At 36.6% G+C, this 17,903-nt stretch carries 11 protein-coding genes, 3 tRNA genes and 4 rRNA genes; all 18 read left to right on the forward strand.

Features of this window, described 5'->3' with window-relative positions; translation table 11 throughout:
* The 18 genes from dnaA (at position 1) to ACTG45_RS00090 (ending at position 17,694) form a co-directional block, all read left to right on the forward strand.
* Positions 1 to 1,320 carry a chromosomal replication initiator protein DnaA gene (gene dnaA / locus ACTG45_RS00005; protein WP_021386592.1) on the forward strand — a complete coding sequence of 440 codons (1,320 nt, stop codon included), beginning with the start codon at positions 1 to 3 and terminating at the stop codon, positions 1,318 to 1,320.
* Between the two features lie 241 nt (positions 1,321 to 1,561).
* On the forward strand, positions 1,562 to 2,668 hold the full coding sequence (gene dnaN / locus ACTG45_RS00010; protein ID WP_021386621.1) for a DNA polymerase III subunit beta: 1,107 nt from the start codon (positions 1,562 to 1,564) through the stop codon (positions 2,666 to 2,668).
* Positions 2,669 to 2,805: 137 nt separating this feature from the next.
* A complete protein-coding gene (gene yaaA / locus ACTG45_RS00015) occupies positions 2,806 to 3,012 on the forward strand; it encodes a S4 domain-containing protein YaaA (RefSeq protein ID WP_021386627.1) in 207 nt (68 codons plus the stop codon).
* Positions 3,013 to 3,028: 16 nt separating this feature from the next.
* Positions 3,029 to 4,144, forward strand: coding sequence for a DNA replication/repair protein RecF (gene recF, locus ACTG45_RS00020; protein ID WP_021386574.1), 1,116 nt, complete (start codon positions 3,029 to 3,031; stop codon positions 4,142 to 4,144).
* Entirely contained in the window at positions 4,145 to 6,046 is a 1,902-nt protein-coding gene (gene gyrB, locus ACTG45_RS00025; protein WP_479917847.1) for a DNA topoisomerase (ATP-hydrolyzing) subunit B, read from the forward strand.
* A gap of 19 nt (positions 6,047 to 6,065) precedes the next feature.
* Positions 6,066 to 8,492 carry a DNA gyrase subunit A gene (gyrA, locus tag ACTG45_RS00030; RefSeq protein WP_021386572.1) on the forward strand — a complete coding sequence of 809 codons (2,427 nt, stop codon included), beginning with the start codon at positions 6,066 to 6,068 and terminating at the stop codon, positions 8,490 to 8,492.
* Between the two features lie 68 nt (positions 8,493 to 8,560).
* Positions 8,561 to 8,857 carry a YtxH domain-containing protein gene (locus tag ACTG45_RS00035; RefSeq protein WP_021386570.1) on the forward strand — a complete coding sequence of 99 codons (297 nt, stop codon included), beginning with the start codon at positions 8,561 to 8,563 and terminating at the stop codon, positions 8,855 to 8,857.
* A complete protein-coding gene (locus ACTG45_RS00040) occupies positions 8,857 to 9,117 on the forward strand; it encodes a hypothetical protein (RefSeq protein ID WP_021386594.1) in 261 nt (86 codons plus the stop codon). Before ACTG45_RS00035 ends, ACTG45_RS00040 begins: the two co-directional genes overlap by 1 nt.
* Positions 9,118 to 9,128: 11 nt before the next feature.
* Positions 9,129 to 9,446 carry an STAS domain-containing protein gene (locus ACTG45_RS00045; protein WP_021386566.1) on the forward strand — a complete coding sequence of 106 codons (318 nt, stop codon included), beginning with the start codon at positions 9,129 to 9,131 and terminating at the stop codon, positions 9,444 to 9,446.
* A gap of 3 nt (positions 9,447 to 9,449) precedes the next feature.
* Positions 9,450 to 9,857 (forward strand): ATP-binding protein, encoded by a 408-nt coding sequence (locus ACTG45_RS00050; protein WP_021386612.1) that lies wholly within the window; start codon positions 9,450 to 9,452, stop codon positions 9,855 to 9,857.
* Positions 9,857 to 10,630 carry a SigB/SigF/SigG family RNA polymerase sigma factor gene (locus tag ACTG45_RS00055; RefSeq protein ID WP_021386626.1) on the forward strand — a complete coding sequence of 258 codons (774 nt, stop codon included), beginning with the start codon at positions 9,857 to 9,859 and terminating at the stop codon, positions 10,628 to 10,630. The genes ACTG45_RS00050 and ACTG45_RS00055 overlap by 1 nt, the downstream gene beginning before the upstream one ends.
* Positions 10,631 to 10,811: 181 nt before the next feature.
* A 16S ribosomal RNA gene (locus ACTG45_RS00060) occupies positions 10,812 to 12,314 on the forward strand.
* Positions 12,315 to 12,554: 240 nt separating this feature from the next.
* Positions 12,555 to 15,451 (forward strand): 23S ribosomal RNA (locus ACTG45_RS00065).
* Positions 15,452 to 15,651: 200 nt separating this feature from the next.
* Positions 15,652 to 15,768 (forward strand): 5S ribosomal RNA (gene rrf, locus ACTG45_RS00070).
* 5 nt (positions 15,769 to 15,773) lie between these two features.
* Positions 15,774 to 15,862 (forward strand) — tRNA-Leu (locus tag ACTG45_RS00075).
* Between the two features lie 11 nt (positions 15,863 to 15,873).
* Positions 15,874 to 15,950, forward strand: a tRNA-Ile gene (locus ACTG45_RS00080).
* Between the two features lie 110 nt (positions 15,951 to 16,060).
* Positions 16,061 to 17,563, forward strand: a 16S ribosomal RNA gene (locus ACTG45_RS00085).
* The 16S, 23S and 5S rRNA genes sit together here with 3 tRNA genes alongside, the layout of an rRNA operon.
* Positions 17,564 to 17,618: 55 nt before the next feature.
* Positions 17,619 to 17,694 (forward strand) — tRNA-Ala (locus tag ACTG45_RS00090).
* Positions 17,695 to 17,903 lie beyond the last annotated feature (209 nt).

Consider the following 17,903-nt stretch of genomic DNA (forward strand, 5'->3'; position numbering starts at 1 on the left):
ATGGATATAGTTTCTTTATGGGACAAAACCCTACAATTAATAAAAGGTGACTTAACTTCAGTAAGTTTTAATACCTTTTTTAAAAACATCGTACCATTAAAAATACATCTTAATGACTTAATACTCTTGGCTCCTAGTGATTTTAATAAAGATATCTTAGAAAATAGATATTTGCATTTAATTGAAGATGCCATCAGTCAGCTGTCACTAAAAAAATATAATATTAAATTTGTATTGAGCGAAAAAGAGGTTGCTGACCTAAATTCTGATAGTACAGATTTAAATTATAGAGTACTTTACCCTAACCTAAATCCAAAATACACATTTGATACGTTCGTTATTGGTAATAGCAATAGATTTGCTCACGCTGCATGTGTTGCAGTTGCTGAATCTCCAGCTAAAGCTTACAACCCGCTTTTTTTGTATGGAGGAGTTGGGCTAGGTAAAACTCACTTGATGCATGCTATAGGACATCACATTGTTAGTCAAAAAAAAGACTCAAAAGTTGTTTATGTTTCTTCAGAAAAATTTACTAATGAACTTATAAACTCTATAAAAGATGATAAAAACGAAGAATTTAGAAATAAGTATAGAAATGTAGATGTATTATTAATTGATGATATTCAATTTATAGCAGGAAAAGAAAGAACTCAAGAGGAGTTCTTCCATACGTTTAACACTCTTCATGAGGCAAATAAACAAATAATTATATCTAGTGATAGACCACCAAAAGACATACCTACACTAGAAGATAGACTAAGATCGAGATTTGAAATGGGACTTATAACTGATATTCAAGCACCAGACTTTGAAACAAGAATTGCTATACTTAGAAAAAAAGCTCAATTAGAACGCATCGAAGTACCAAATGAAGTTATGTCATATATAGCAAAAAATATCAAGTCAAATATAAGAGAACTAGAAGGTGCCTTAACTAGAGTAGTTGCTTATTCTTCTCTTAGTAATAGAGTGATATCTTTTGATCTTGCTACAGAAGCTTTGAAAGATATTATAACAACGTCTAAAAATGAAGAAATAAATGTTCTTAGAATAAAAGAAAAAGTATCTTCTGTATTTAATATAAAAATGGAAGACTTCAATTCTAAAAAAAGGACACGCTCAATAGCTTATCCTAGACAAATAGCTATGTATTTAACGCGCGAACTTACTGATTTATCCCTTCCTAAAATAGGAGAAGAGTTTGGGGGTAGAGACCATACAACAGTAATTCATGCTCATGATAAGGTATCTAAAGATATAGCAGAAAGCGAAGAAATTAAGACTAAAATAGACAAAATCATATCAGATTTAAAGGGATAATTTATACACAATTGTCTGTTTATATCTATTGGATAACTTGTTTATATCTTTTTTGAATAAAAATTATTAACAAATAATTAAGTCTCTAATAACAAAGATATTAACATCTTATACACATGTTGATATCTTTGTATTTATAACGTTATACGTACTTATTAACATTATCAACAACACCTACTACTATTACTACTATGATTTTAACTTATTTTTTTATATAAAAGGCCAAAGGAGGTTATCCACATTGAAAATAATTTGTAATCAAAAAATCCTAGCAAATAGAATTGGGATTGCTCAAAAAGCTATTAATGGAAAAACAACTATAGAACTATTAAAAGGTATACTTATATCTACAGAAGAAGGTCAATTAAAACTTACAGGGTATGATGCTGAGATAGGAATAGAAACTTATGTACAAGCAGAGATTATAGAAAAAGGTGATGTTGTTGTAGATGCAAGATTATTTGGAGATATAATTAGAAAATTACCAGATTCTTTTGTTGAAATAGAAACAGATTCAGAAAATAATATTTACATAAATTGTGTAAATTCTAGATTCAAAATTAAAGGATATGCAGCTAAAGAATTTCCTAAACTACCAGAATTAAACGAAGAAGATTTATATAGCATACCTCAAGAAATTCTAAAAAATATGATTAAACAAACCGTATTTGCTATTTCCCAGGACCAAACAAAACCTATTTTGATGGGAGAACTTTTAGAAATTGTGGATAGAAATTTAAATTTAGTGGCTATTGATGGATATAGATTGGCTGTAAAAAGTTGTTCAGTGGATAGTTTAACTGAAAATATAAAAGTCATAATTCCTGGAAAGACGCTTATAGATGTAAATAGCTTACTTTCTGGAGAAGATAATGTTAAAGTTGGATTTAATGAAAAAAATGCTATTTTTATAATCAATGATACAAAGATTATTACAAGGTTACTTGAAGGAGATTTTATTGATTATAAAAAATTATTACCAAGAGAACATAATAGCAGAGTTAAATTAAACACTAAAGAACTTTTAAATAGTATAGAAAGAGCATCTTTATTGTCTCAATCAGAAAAAAATAATCTTATAAAATTATCTATAAGAGATAAAGTAATGGCAATTACTTCTAATACAGAAAAAGGAAATGTATATGAAGAAGTTGAAATAGATTTAGATGGAGATTATCTAGATATAGCTTTCAATTCTAGATACTTTATTGAAGGTTTGAAAAATATAGATAATGAGGAAATATTTATAGAATTTACTACAAATGTAAATCCTTGTATAATTAAACCAATAGATGATGTTAATTATATTTATTTACTACTTCCAGTAAGAATATCATCAAATATATAGCAGACATGAAGGAGTTGTCTTTTGTAGAAAAATTTTTCTAATATTAGACAACTCCTTTTATAAGTACATTTATGGTATAATATACTTTTAGTGTATCAATAGGAATTTGCCTAAAATAGTGACAAGGAGGAACTATTATGACTGAAATAACTATAGAATCAGAATATATAAAGTTGGACCAATTTCTTAAATTAGCAGACATTGCATCAACTGGAGGTCATGCAAAATTTTTAATTCAAGAAGGTTTAGTGACAGTAAATGATGAAATAGAACTAAGAAGAGGAAAAAAGATAAAATCAGGAGATATAGTTGAAATAGAAGGAACTAAAATAAAAGTATTGTAAAAAAGGAGAACTTTTTGTGAAACTTAAAAGTTTGCAACTTGTTAATTTTAGAAATTATGAAAAGTTGCATCTGGAATTTAATGGAAAAGTAAATCTTCTTGTTGGGAAAAATGGTCAAGGAAAGACAAATATAGTAGAATCTATTTATATGCTCTCTTTTGGGAAATCATTCAGAACCAACAAAGATAAAGAAATGGTTAGATTTAATAGTGAAAATTTATATATTGGAGGAAGTTTTTCAAAATATAATAAATATAGTCTAATAGAGCTAATTATTGGAAAAGATAAAAAGGGGATACGAATAAATAAAGTCCCTTTACAAAAAATACAGGAATTACTTGGCAACTTAAATGTTGTCATATTCTCTCCTGAAGATTTGAGACTGGTTAAAGAAGGACCTAAAGAGAGAAGGACATTTATAGATAAAGAGATTAGTCAGATTATGCCTAAATATTATAAATATCTTACCAATTATAATAAAACACTTTCTCAAAGAAGCAGAGTGCTTAAAAGCATGCATGTTGATGAGGCTTTATTAGATGTATATGATGATACATTAGCAAAGTATGGAAGTTATATTTATATTTTGCGTAGAGATTTTATAAAAAAGATAGCCAATATATCTGAGAATATGCATATGAATTTGACTAATGGAATTGAAAAATTGTCAATTAGATATAAGAATCAAATAAATATAACTGATGAAGATACTATAGAGACAGTATATAATAAATTTTTAGCCAAGTTGTCATCGAATAGACCTAATGATATAGAATCTAAGACTACCAGATATGGTATACACAAAGATGACTTAAATATATTCATAAATGATTTAGATGCAAGACTTTTTGGTTCACAAGGTCAACAAAGAACAGCTTCAATATCACTAAAGCTATCAGAAATAGAATTAATAAAAAATGAAGTTGAAGAATATCCAATATTAATTTTAGATGATGTTTTTAGTGAGTTAGATGAAGCACGACAAAAACTTTTAGTAAACAATTTAAGCAATGTTCAAATGTTTATAACAAGTGCTGAGGTTTCACATAAAAAAATATTTGATGAAAAGGATGTTACAATATTTAATATTGAAAATGGCGATGTTATTAGCATAGAGAATGGAGGAAATTAAATGAAACAAGAATACGGTGCAAGTCAGATACAAGTATTAGAGGGATTAGAAGCCGTTAGAAAAAGACCAGGTATGTATATTGGTAGTACAAGCCCTAGAGGTTTACATCACTTAGTTTATGAAGTTGTAGATAATAGTATAGATGAGGCTTTACAAGGATATTGTTCAGACATATATGTATCTATTAATGAAGATGGCAGTGTTTTAGTAAAGGACAATGGAAGAGGGATACCTGTTGAAATACATCCTAAGACTGGTAAATCGACTTTAGAAACAGTACTAACTAATCTTCATGCAGGAGGAAAGTTTGGAGGCGGAGGATACAAAGTATCTGGAGGTCTTCATGGAGTTGGTGTTTCTGTAGTTAATGCACTGTCAAAATGGATGCTAGCAGAGGTTTATTTAAATGGAAAAGTATACAAGCAGACATATGAGAAAGGATTACCAACATCTAAACTTGAAGTAGTTGGAGAATCACAAGACAAAGGAACCATGATTCAGTTCATGCCAGATGAGACAATATTTGATGAAATAGAATTCAAATATGAAACATTGGAGTATAGACTTAGAGAACTTTCTTTTTTGAATAAAGGGATAAAAATAGTATTTGAAGACAAAAGGGAAGGTCAACAAAAAAGAAAAGAATTCCACTATACAGGTGGTTTGGTAGAATATATTAAGTATTTAAATAAATCTAGAACTGGTATACATGACGACATAGTTTATATAGATAAAAAGGTTGACGATTGTTTTGTCGAACTAGCTATGCAATATACAGATGGTTACACAGAGAACATATATTCTTTTGCAAATAATATAAATACACATGAAGGTGGTTCTCATTTAAGTGGATTTAAAGCGGCTCTTACCAAAACTGTAAATGATTATGCTAAAAGAAATAAATTTTTAAAAGAAAATGATGTTAACTTACTTGGTGAAGATATAAGAGAAGGTCTTACAGCAGTAGTATCAGTTAAATTACCAGAACCTCAATTTGAAGGTCAAACTAAAACAAAACTAGGTAATAGTTTTATGAGAGGTCTAGTTGATAGTGTAACAGTTGATGAACTTGGTTCCTTCCTAGAAGAAAATCCAGCAACAGCAAGAATCATAGTTGATAAAGCTTTAAGAGCACAAAGAGCTAGAGAAGCCGCAAAAAAAGCAAGAGAGTTAACAAGAAGAAAAAGTGTATTAGAAAGCACATCTTTACCTGGAAAACTTGCAGATTGTGCAGAAAAAGACCCTGCGAAAAGTGAAATATTCTTAGTCGAAGGGGATTCAGCGGGAGGTTCAGCTAAACAAGGTAGAGATAGAAATAGTCAAGCTATACTTCCATTAAGAGGGAAGATACTTAATGTTGAAAAATCGAGACTAGATAGAATATTATCTTCAGATGAAATAAAAAATATGATAACAGCTTATGGTTGTGGTATTGGAGAAGATTTTGATATAGATAAGGCTAGATACCATAAAATTATAATTATGACCGATGCCGATGTAGATGGAGCTCATATAAGAACTTTATTATTAACATTCTTCTTTAGATATATGAGACCTCTTATAGATGAGGGATATGTTTATGCAGCACAACCACCTTTATATAAAGTTACAAAGCAAAAAAAGGAACATTATGTTTATTCAGATAAAGAATTAAATATATTATTAGATGAAATTGGAAGAAATGGTGCAGAGCTTCAAAGATACAAAGGTCTTGGAGAGATGAATGCAGAGCAATTATGGGATACAACTATGAATCCTGATACAAGAACTTTATTACAAGTAACTGTAGAAGATGCAGCAATTGCAGATGAAGTATTTTCAATGCTTATGGGTGATAAAGTAGCTCCAAGAAAAGAATTTATAGAAGAAAATGCAAGATTTGTTAGAAACTTAGATATATAGAGAGAGGGGATTAGTATACATGGAAGAAAATAACAAAATACTCCCTATTGAAATAGCGGAAGAAATGAAAAAGTCATATATTGATTATTCGATGAGTGTTATAGCTGGACGTGCTCTTCCTGATGTTAGAGATGGTTTAAAGCCAGTTCATAGAAGAATATTATACTCAATGAGTGAATTAAATTTAACTCCAGATAAACCTTACAGAAAATCAGCTCGTATTGTTGGGGACGTTTTAGGTAAGTACCACCCTCATGGAGATACTGCTGTTTATTATGCAATGGTAAGAATGGCTCAAGACTTTTCAACTAGAGCACTTTTAGTAGATGGTCATGGTAACTTTGGTTCTGTTGATGGAGATTCACCAGCAGCTATGCGTTATACAGAAGCCAAAATGAGTAAATTATCATTAGAGTTATTAAGAGATATAGAAAAAGAAACTGTAGACTTTAAACCAAACTTTGATGAGTCATTAAAAGAGCCTTCAGTACTACCAGCAAGATATCCTAATTTATTAGTAAATGGCTCTAATGGGATAGCTGTTGGTATGGCAACTTCAATACCTCCACATAACTTAGCTGAGGTAATTGATGCAACGATATATTTAATTGATAATCCAGAGTGTAGTGTAGATGATTTAATAAAATTTGTGCAAGGTCCAGATTTCCCTACAGCTGCAATTATAATGGGGAAAGAGAGTATCGCAGAAGCATACAGAACTGGAAGAGGAAAAGTTAAAGTTAGATCTAGGGCTTTTATAGAAGAACTTCCAAAAGGAAAACAACAAATAATAGTTACAGAAATACCTTATCAAGTAAATAAAGCTAAATTAGTTGAGAGAATAGCTGAGTTAGTTAAAGAAAAAAGAATAGAAGGTATATCAGATTTAAGAGACGAAAGTAATAGAAATGGTATGAGAATTGTTATAGAATTAAAGAGAGATGCTAATGCTAATATAGTATTAAATAATCTGTATAAACATTCTCAAATGGAAGATACTTTTAGTATAATAATGCTTGCACTTGTAGATGGACAACCAAGAGTTTTAAATCTTAAGCAAATATTATTTCATTATATTAAACATCAAGAAGATGTTGTTACAAGAAGAACTAAATTTGAATTAAATAAAGCTGAAGCAAGAGCACATATTTTAGAAGGATTAAAAATTGCTTTAGATAATATAGATGCAGTTATAAGCCTGATAAGAGCTTCAAAAACAGGTCAAGAGGCTAAACAAGGCTTAATAGAAAAATTCAAGTTAACTGAAATTCAAGCTCAAGCTATACTAGATATGAGACTTCAAAGACTTACAGGTTTAGAAAGAGATAAGATAGATGCTGAATATGAAGAGTTAATTAAGAAGATAAATAGATTAAAAGAAATTTTAGCTGATGAAAGATTACTTTTAAATGTAATAAAAGATGAAATTACAATAATAAAAGAGAATTATTCTGATGAGAGAAGAACAGAGATAAGACATGCTGAAGGCGAAATAGATATGAGAGATCTTATAAGTGATGAAGAAATAGCAATAACTCTTACTCACTTTGGATATATAAAGAGACTTCCATCTGATACTTATAAGAGTCAAAAAAGAGGTGGAAGAGGTATTTCAGCACTTACAACTAGAGAAGAAGATTTTGTAAGACATTTAATAACTACAACTACTCATAGTAGATTGTTATTCTTTACAAATAAAGGTAGAGTGTTTAAACTAAATGCATATGAAATACCTGAAGGTAAAAGACAAGCTAAAGGTACTGCTATAGTGAATTTACTTCAATTATCAGCAGATGAAAAAATTGCTACATTGATACCTATAGATGGCAATGATGAAAATGAATACTTACTACTTACAACAAAAAAAGGTATTGTTAAAAAGACTAAGAGAGAAGAGTTTAGAAATATAAATAAATCTGGTCTTATTGCTATAGGTTTAAGAGATGATGATGAACTTATTGGAGTAGAACTTACAGATGGAAAACAAGAAGTACTTTTAGTTACTAAAGATGGTATGTCTATAAGATTTGATGAAAATGATATAAGATATATGGGTAGAACAGCAATGGGTGTAAAAGGTATAACTTTAAGTAAAGATGATTTTGTTGTGTCTATGAACCTTTGTAGTAAAGGTACAGATGTATTAGTTGTAAGTAAAAATGGTTTTGGAAAAAGAACAAATATAGAAGAATATAGAAGCCAAATAAGAGCTGGTAAAGGAATTAAAACTTATAATATCTCTGAGAAGACTGGCACAATTGTAGGTGCAGATATGGTTAATGAAGATGATGAGATAATGATTATAAATTCTGATGGAGTTCTTATTAGAATAAGAGTTAATGAGATATCACTGTTTGGAAGGGTCACAAGTGGTGTTAAATTAATGAAAACTAATGATGAAGTCAATGTAGTTTCGATTGCCAAAATAAATATTGAAGAAGAATAGGATAAATATCCTATTCTTTTTGTATAATGTACTTAGATAAAAATTTAAAATTGAAAGGAGTAGTTGTTATGTGTAATAAAAAAAGTTGTAAAAAAGGTGGATTTTTATTAATAGGAGCTATTTTAGGTTTTGTATTTGGTCTGTTTTTTGCACCAAAAAAAGGTTCTGAATTAAGAAAAGAAACAAAAGAGAAGTTTAATGATGTGAAAGAAAATCCAAAAGAAGTTCTACATGAAACATTTAATGATGTCAAAGAGAGAATAATAAATTTAGTAGATGATGATAATAATGAAGAAGATATAAAGATTTCTGAAGAAGATATAGTAATAAGTAAAAGCTTTGATGACGAGGGAGATGTTAACTAATGAATGCATGGGGGTGGCAGATTGGAGCAGTGTTAGTAGGTAGTTCTGCTCTTATAGTAGCAATTTATTTAGCTAAAACTCTAAATAGCCTAAATAAGGTTGTTGAAAAGGCTTATAAGATTGTAGATTATAATGAAAGACATATACAGGATATTGTTGAAAATGCATCATCAATATCAAAGGGAATAGATGATATAGTTTATGTAATTAATAAAATAATGAGTATAGGAAATATATTTAAAATTATTAAGAGGAAATAGGAGGTTTTTACATGTCTATGAATATAGAGTCAAATTTAGATTCTCAAAATAAATTTTGGAATGTTTGTCTTGATGGAGAACTTGATGTTTCTACAGCAGATAAACTAAAGGAACATTTGCATAACTTGATAGAAAAAAATATGCTAGATGTAAAAATTAATCTTAAAGATTTAGATTATATAGATTCAACAGGTTTAGGAGCTATGATAGGTGTATTGAAAAAATTAAAGATAAACGAAAAAGAGATATACATAGTAAATCCTAAGAGTAATGTCAGAAAGATTTTTACTATAACAGGTCTAGATAAAATATTTAAAGTGGAGGGATAGACTTTGGCTTGTGAGACTATAAAGATGGAAATTACTACAAATCCAGATTATGTTAGTATAATAAGATTAACAGCGTCTGGAATTGCTAATAAGATGGGATTTCCAATAGATGATATAGAAGATATAAAGGTAGCAGTATCAGAAGCATGTACAAATGCAATAAAGCATAGTAAAGATGATGTGTTCAATATAGTATTTAATATTTTAGATAATGCAATTAATATAGAAATTCAGGATAATGGAAAAGGATATGATGTTAGCTCAATAAGTACACCAGATTTAGAGAATCCAAAAGAGAGTGGTCTTGGACTATTTATAATTAGAACTTTAATGGATGATGTAGATATTGAATCAGAACATAACCAGGGAACAAAAATAAAAATGACTAAATATTTAGGAGTTGATATTTAATGAAAAATGTAGCTAATGCTACACATTACCTAAATATGGATACAAAAGAGCTATTTAATTTATATAATAAAAATAAAAATGTAGATATTAGGAATATTCTTATTGAAAGGCATCTGTATTTAGCAAGATTGTTAGCTAAGAAGTATATAAATAAAGGTGTTGATTTTGAAGATATATATCAAGTTGCTTCATTAGCGTTAATTTATGCTATTGATAGATATGATGTTGAAAAAGGATTTGAATTCTCCAGTTTTGCAACACCAACTATAGTAGGAGAAATAAAAAAATATTTTAGAGATAAAGTTTGGACACTTAGAGTACCAAGAAGAATACAGGAACTAAGCAAAAAGATAAGTGATGCAAAAATTAAACTAGAACAAGAAAATAAAAAGCATCCAAAAGTAAAAGATATAGCTGATTACATTGGAGTCAGTGAAGAAGATGTTCTAGAGGCTATGGAAGCTTCTTATGGATATCAACCTATGTCTTTAGATTCATCAAGTAATGATGATTCAGAAGATAAAGACATAACTCTTATTGATAAGATAGGAAAAGAAGAAGGTAACTTTGGAAGTATAGAGTATGAAGATTTTATTAATAAGTTTATTAAAACTTTGAATGAATTAGAAGTAAAAATATTTAAAGACAGATTTTTCTTTGATAAAACACAATCTAGTATAGCTAAGGAGTTAGAGATATCTCAGATGACTGTTTCTCGACTAGAAAAAAAGGTAGTAGAAAAGCTAAAAAAAGAATATGAAAAAAATTTATAAAAAAATATAAAAAAAGTATTGACCTACTGTTTTAAAGATGGTATAGTATTACTTGTCCTTGAAAAAAGGAAAAAGAAATAAACACGAACATTGAAAATTAAACAGTAGGTTAATTTATATTAAGAAACAAACCATAAAGCCAGATATTTTGATAACAATAGTATCTGAGCCTGATAAACTTTTATTTGAGAGTTTGATCCTGGCTCAGGATGAACGCTGGCGGCGTGCCTAACACATGCAAGTTGAGCGATTTACTTCGGTAAAGAGCGGCGGACGGGTGAGTAACGCGTGGGTAACCTACCCTGTACACACGGATAACATACCGAAAGGTATGCTAATACGGGATAATATATTTGAGAGGCATCTCTTAAATATCAAAGGTGAGCCAGTACAGGATGGACCCGCGTCTGATTAGCTAGTTGGTAAGGTAACGGCTTACCAAGGCGACGATCAGTAGCCGACCTGAGAGGGTGATCGGCCACATTGGAACTGAGACACGGTCCAAACTCCTACGGGAGGCAGCAGTGGGGAATATTGCACAATGGGCGAAAGCCTGATGCAGCAACGCCGCGTGAGTGATGAAGGCCTTCGGGTCGTAAAACTCTGTCCTCAAGGAAGATAATGACGGTACTTGAGGAGGAAGCCCCGGCTAACTACGTGCCAGCAGCCGCGGTAATACGTAGGGGGCTAGCGTTATCCGGATTTACTGGGCGTAAAGGGTGCGTAGGCGGTCTTTCAAGTCAGGAGTGAAAGGCTACGGCTCAACCGTAGTAAGCTCTTGAAACTGGGAGACTTGAGTGCAGGAGAGGAGAGTGGAATTCCTAGTGTAGCGGTGAAATGCGTAGATATTAGGAGGAACACCAGTTGCGAAGGCGGCTCTCTGGACTGTAACTGACGCTGAGGCACGAAAGCGTGGGGAGCAAACAGGATTAGATACCCTGGTAGTCCACGCTGTAAACGATGAGTACTAGGTGTCGGGGGTTACCCCCCTCGGTGCCGCAGCTAACGCATTAAGTACTCCGCCTGGGAAGTACGCTCGCAAGAGTGAAACTCAAAGGAATTGACGGGGACCCGCACAAGTAGCGGAGCATGTGGTTTAATTCGAAGCAACGCGAAGAACCTTACCTAAGCTTGACATCCCAATGACATCTCCTTAATCGGAGACTTCCCTTCGGGGACATTGGTGACAGGTGGTGCATGGTTGTCGTCAGCTCGTGTCGTGAGATGTTGGGTTAAGTCCCGCAACGAGCGCAACCCTTGTCTTTAGTTGCCATCATTAAGTTGGGCACTCTAGAGAGACTGCCAGGGATAACCTGGAGGAAGGTGGGGATGACGTCAAATCATCATGCCCCTTATGCTTAGGGCTACACACGTGCTACAATGGGTAGTACAGAGGGTTGCCAAGCCGTAAGGTGGAGCTAATCCCTTAAAGCTACTCTCAGTTCGGATTGTAGGCTGAAACTCGCCTACATGAAGCTGGAGTTACTAGTAATCGCAGATCAGAATGCTGCGGTGAATGCGTTCCCGGGTCTTGTACACACCGCCCGTCACACCACGGGAGTTGGAGACGCCCGAAGCCGATTATCTAACCTTTTGGAAGAAGTCGTCGAAGGTGGAATCAATAACTGGGGTGAAGTCGTAACAAGGTAGCCGTATCGGAAGGTGCGGCTGGATCACCTCCTTTCTAAGGAGAATTACCTACTGTTTAATTTTGAGGGTTCGTTTTTACGAATACTCAAAATTAGCACTTTAAGCAACAGAATAAACTGAACGAATGTGAAGTTTGTTTGTTGGCGATGTGCGTTAGCACTTTGAAAACTGCATATATATTTAGTGATATGACATCTAATTTGTAATATATAAAGCTGATAACTTTTAAAAATTATCAAGTTGATAGACTTTAATCTATCAAACCTTTTTAACTGGTCAAGTTATTAAGGGTGCAGGGCGGATGCCTTGGCACTAGGAGCCGATGAAGGACGTGATAAGCTGCGATAAGCTTCGGGGAGTTGCACGTAAACTTTGATCCGAAGATTTCCGAATGAGGAAACTCACTTAGAGTAATGTCTAAGTATCATTAAGTGAATACATAGCTTAATGAGGGGAACTCAGGGAACTGAAACATCTAAGTACCTGAAGGAAGAGAAAGAAATTCGATTCCGTAAGTAGCGGCGAGCGAACGCGGAATAGCCCAAACCAATAAAGTTTTCTTTATTGGGGTTGCGGACATATCATAACGAAGAGGTATCGTAATTGAAGAGGTTTGGAAAGACCCACCACAGAAGGTAATAGTCCTGTATGTTAAACGAGAAGACTTCAGATATGATCCAGAGTACCACGGGACACGTGAAACCCTGTGGGAAGCAGGAGGGACCACCCTCCAAGGCTAAATACTACCTAGTGACCGATAGCGTATAGTACCGTGAGGGAAAGGTGAAAAGAACCCCGGGAGGGGAGTGAAATAGAACCTGAAACCCTGCACTTACAAGCTGTGGAAGCACATTTCTTGTGTGACCGCGTACTTTTTGTAGAACGGGCCAACGAGTTACGTTAAGTAGCAAGGTTAAGCACTTAAGGTGTGGAGCCGTAGCGAAAGCGAGTTTTAACTGAGCGTTCAGTTACTTGACGTAGACCCGAAACCGGGCGACCTACCCATGAGCAGGATGAAGCGAAAGTAAAATTTCGTGGAGGTCCGAACCCACGAGCGTTGAAAAGCTCGGGGATGACTTGTGGGTAGCGGTGAAATTCCAATCGAGCCCGGAGATAGCTGGTTCTCCCCGAAATAGCTTTAGGGCTAGCCTCAAGGTGAGAGATACGGAGGTAGAGCACTGAATGTCCTAGGGGGTATTGCACCTACCGAAGACTATCAAACTCCGAATGCCGTCATCTTATACTTGGGAGTCAGACTGTGGGTGATAAGATTCATAGTCGAAAGGGCAACAGCCCAGATCGTCAGCTAAGGTCCCTAAATGTAAGTTAAGTGGTAAAGGATGTGGGATTGCACAGACAACCAGGATGTTGGCTTAGAAGCAGCCACTCATTCAAAGAGTGCGTAATAGCTCACTGGTCGAGTGATCCTGCGCCGAAGATTTCCGGGGCTAAAACTTACTACCGAAGCTACGGCATCATTATGATGGGTAGGGGAGCTTCCCATACGGGTTGAAGCATGACCGTAAGGACATGTGGACAGTATGGGAGTGAGAATGTTGGCATGAGTAGCGAGATGTGGGTGAGAATCCCACAGGCCGTAAACCCAAGGTTTCCAGGGGAAGGTTCGTCCGCCCTGGGTTAGTCGGGACCTAAGCTGAGGCCGAAAGGCGTAGGTGATGGACAACAGGTTGATATTCCTGTACTACCGATAACCGTTTGAGAGATGGGATGACACAGTAGGATAAGCTAAGCACACTGTTGGTTATGTGTGCCCAAGCATTGAGGCAGTCAGAGTAGGTAAATCCGCTTTGATAATGCTGGGATGTGATGGGGAGCGAAATTTAGTAGCGAAGTAGCTGATTTCACACTGTCAAGAAAAGTCTCTATCGAGGTTAAAGGTACCCGTACCGCAAACCGACACAGGTGGGTGAGGAGAGTATCCTAAGGCCCGCGAGAGAACTGTTGTTAAGGAACTCGGCAAAATGACCCCGTAACTTAGGGATAAGGGGTGCCACCATCCGGTGGCCGCAGAGAATAGGCCCAAGCGACTGTTTACCAAAAACATAGGTTTCTGCTAAGTCGCAAGACGATGTATAGGAGCTGACGCCTGCCCGGTGCTGGAAGGTTAAGGGGATCTGTTAGAGCAATCGAAGCAGTGAACTTAAGCCCCAGTAAACGGCGGCCGTAACTATAACGGTCCTAAGGTAGCGAAATTCCTTGTCGGGTAAGTTCCGACCCGCACGAAAGGCGTAACGATTTGGGCACTGTCTCAACAACAGACTCGGTGAAATTGTAATTCCGGTGAAGATGCCGGATACCTGCGACAGGACGGAAAGACCCCATGGAGCTTTACTGTAGCTTGACATTGGGTCTTGGTACTACATGTACAGGATAGGTGGGAGGCTTTGAAACCAGGACGCCAGTTTTGGCGGAGCCATCCTTGGGATACCACCCTTGTAGTACTGGGACTCTAACCATAGGCCATGAATCTGGTCTTGGGACACTGTCAGGTGGGCAGTTTGACTGGGGCGGTCGCCTCCCAAAAGGTAACGGAGGCGCTCAAAGGTTCTCTCAGTACGGTCGGAAATCGTACGTAGAGTGTAAAGGCAAAAGAGAGCTTGATTGCAAGACATACAGGTCGAGCAAGGATGAAAATCGGACTTAGTGATCCGGTGGTTCTGCGTGGAAGGGCCATCGCTCAACGGATAAAAGCTACCCTGGGGATAACAGGCTTATCTCCCCCAAGAGTCCACATCGACGGGGAGGTTTGGCACCTCGATGTCGGCTCATCACATCCTGGGGCTGTAGTAGGTCCCAAGGGTTGGGCTGTTCGCCCATTAAAGTGGTACGCGAGCTGGGTTCAGAACGTCGTGAGACAGTTCGGTCCCTATCCGTCGCAGGCGTAGGAAATTTGAGAAGACCTGTCCTTAGTACGAGAGGACCGGGATGGACGTACCTCTGGTGTACCAGTTGTTCTGCCAAGGGCATGGCTGGGTAGCTATGTACGGAATGGATAAGCGCTGAAAGCATCTAAGCGCGAAGCCAACTTCAAGATAAGATTTCCCACCGCAAGGGTAAGACCCCAGAAAGACTATCTGGTTGATAGGTCGAAGGTGTAAGTGCAGCAATGTATTTAGCTTATCGATACTAATAGGTCGAGGACTTGACCAAATTATTTGATGTTCATTCAGTAAAATATATGTGTAGTTTTTAGAGTGCTAACTCTATATGTTTAAACTTGTCAAAAATTATAGATTTTTAGTAGTTTTATAAACTAAAAAATCGAATAAAAAAAGTATTGACATAATAAGACAAAGATGTTATTATAATACTTGTCTTAGAAAAAAGTTAAATGAAAATTTAGACAATAATCTGGTTATAATAGCAGAGAGGATACACCTGTTCCCATTCCGAACACAGAAGTTAAGCTCTCTAGCGCTGATGGTACTTGGTGGGAAACTGCCTGGGAGAGTAGGACATAGCCAGGTGATGTGCCGAAGTGGCGGAACTGGCAGACGCACAGGACTTAAAATCCTGCGGGACTTACCTCTCGTACCGGTTCGATTCCGGTCTTCGGCACCACAAATTATTGTGGGCCATTAGCTCAGTTGGTTAGAGCGCCCGGCTCATAACCGGTAGGTCTGGGGTTCGAGTCCCTGATGGCCCACCACAATAATTTAAAGAACTTTGAAAATTAAACAGTAGGTTAATTTATAAAACAAGAAACAAACCATAAAGCCAGATATTTTGATAACAATAGTATCTGAGCCTGATAAACTTTTATTTGAGAGTTTGATCCTGGCTCAGGATGAACGCTGGCGGCGTGCCTAACACATGCAAGTTGAGCGATTTACTTCGGTAAAGAGCGGCGGACGGGTGAGTAACGCGTGGGTAACCTACCCTGTACACACGGATAACATACCGAAAGGTATGCTAATACGGGATAATATATTTGAGAGGCATCTCTTAAATATCAAAGGTGAGCCAGTACAGGATGGACCCGCGTCTGATTAGCTAGTTGGTAAGGTAACGGCTTACCAAGGCGACGATCAGTAGCCGACCTGAGAGGGTGATCGGCCACATTGGAACTGAGACACGGTCCAAACTCCTACGGGAGGCAGCAGTGGGGAATATTGCACAATGGGCGAAAGCCTGATGCAGCAACGCCGCGTGAGTGATGAAGGTCTTCGGGTCGTAAAACTCTGTCCTCAAGGAAGATAATGACGGTACTTGAGGAGGAAGCCCCGGCTAACTACGTGCCAGCAGCCGCGGTAATACGTAGGGGGCTAGCGTTATCCGGATTTACTGGGCGTAAAGGGTGCGTAGGCGGTCTTTCAAGTCAGGAGTGAAAGGCTACGGCTCAACCGTAGTAAGCTCTTGAAACTGGGAGACTTGAGTGCAGGAGAGGAGAGTGGAATTCCTAGTGTAGCGGTGAAATGCGTAGATATTAGGAGGAACACCAGTTGCGAAGGCGGCTCTCTGGACTGTAACTGACGCTGAGGCACGAAAGCGTGGGGAGCAAACAGGATTAGATACCCTGGTAGTCCACGCTGTAAACGATGAGTACTAGGTGTCGGGGGTTACCCCCCTCGGTGCCGCAGCTAACGCATTAAGTACTCCGCCTGGGAAGTACGCTCGCAAGAGTGAAACTCAAAGGAATTGACGGGGACCCGCACAAGTAGCGGAGCATGTGGTTTAATTCGAAGCAACGCGAAGAACCTTACCTAAGCTTGACATCCCAATGACATCTCCTTAATCGGAGACTTCCCTTCGGGGACATTGGTGACAGGTGGTGCATGGTTGTCGTCAGCTCGTGTCGTGAGATGTTGGGTTAAGTCCCGCAACGAGCGCAACCCTTGTCTTTAGTTGCCATCATTAAGTTGGGCACTCTAGAGAGACTGCCAGGGATAACCTGGAGGAAGGTGGGGATGACGTCAAATCATCATGCCCCTTATGCTTAGGGCTACACACGTGCTACAATGGGTAGTACAGAGGGTTGCCAAACCGTAAGGTGGAGCTAATCCCTTAAAGCTACTCTCAGTTCGGATTGTAGGCTGAAACTCGCCTACATGAAGCTGGAGTTACTAGTAATCGCAGATCAGAATGCTGCGGTGAATGCGTTCCCGGGTCTTGTACACACCGCCCGTCACACCACGGGAGTTGGAGACGCCCGAAGCCGATTATCTAACCTTTTGGAAGAAGTCGTCGAAGGTGGAATCAATAACTGGGGTGAAGTCGTAACAAGGTAGCCGTATCGGAAGGTGCGGCTGGATCACCTCCTTTCTAAGGAGAATTGCCTACTGTTTAATTTTGAAAGTTCTTTATGAACTTCATATTTGGGGGTGTAGCTCAGTTGGGAGAGCACTTGCCTTGCAAGCAAGGGGTCAGGAGTTCGACTCTCCTCATCTCCACCATTTAAGAGCATATTACTTGAATCTTTGATTTATCTAGTAGACTCTTACATTGCACTTTAAGCAATAGAATAAACTGAACGAATGTGAAGTTTGTTTGTTGGCGACGTGCGTTAGCACTTTAAGCAACGGGACTTATCCGTTGGCGCTGTGCGTTAGCACTTTGAAAACTGCATATATATTTAGTGATATGACATCTAATTTGTAATATA

This window comes from Clostridioides sp. LIBA-7602 (genome assembly GCF_056688945.1).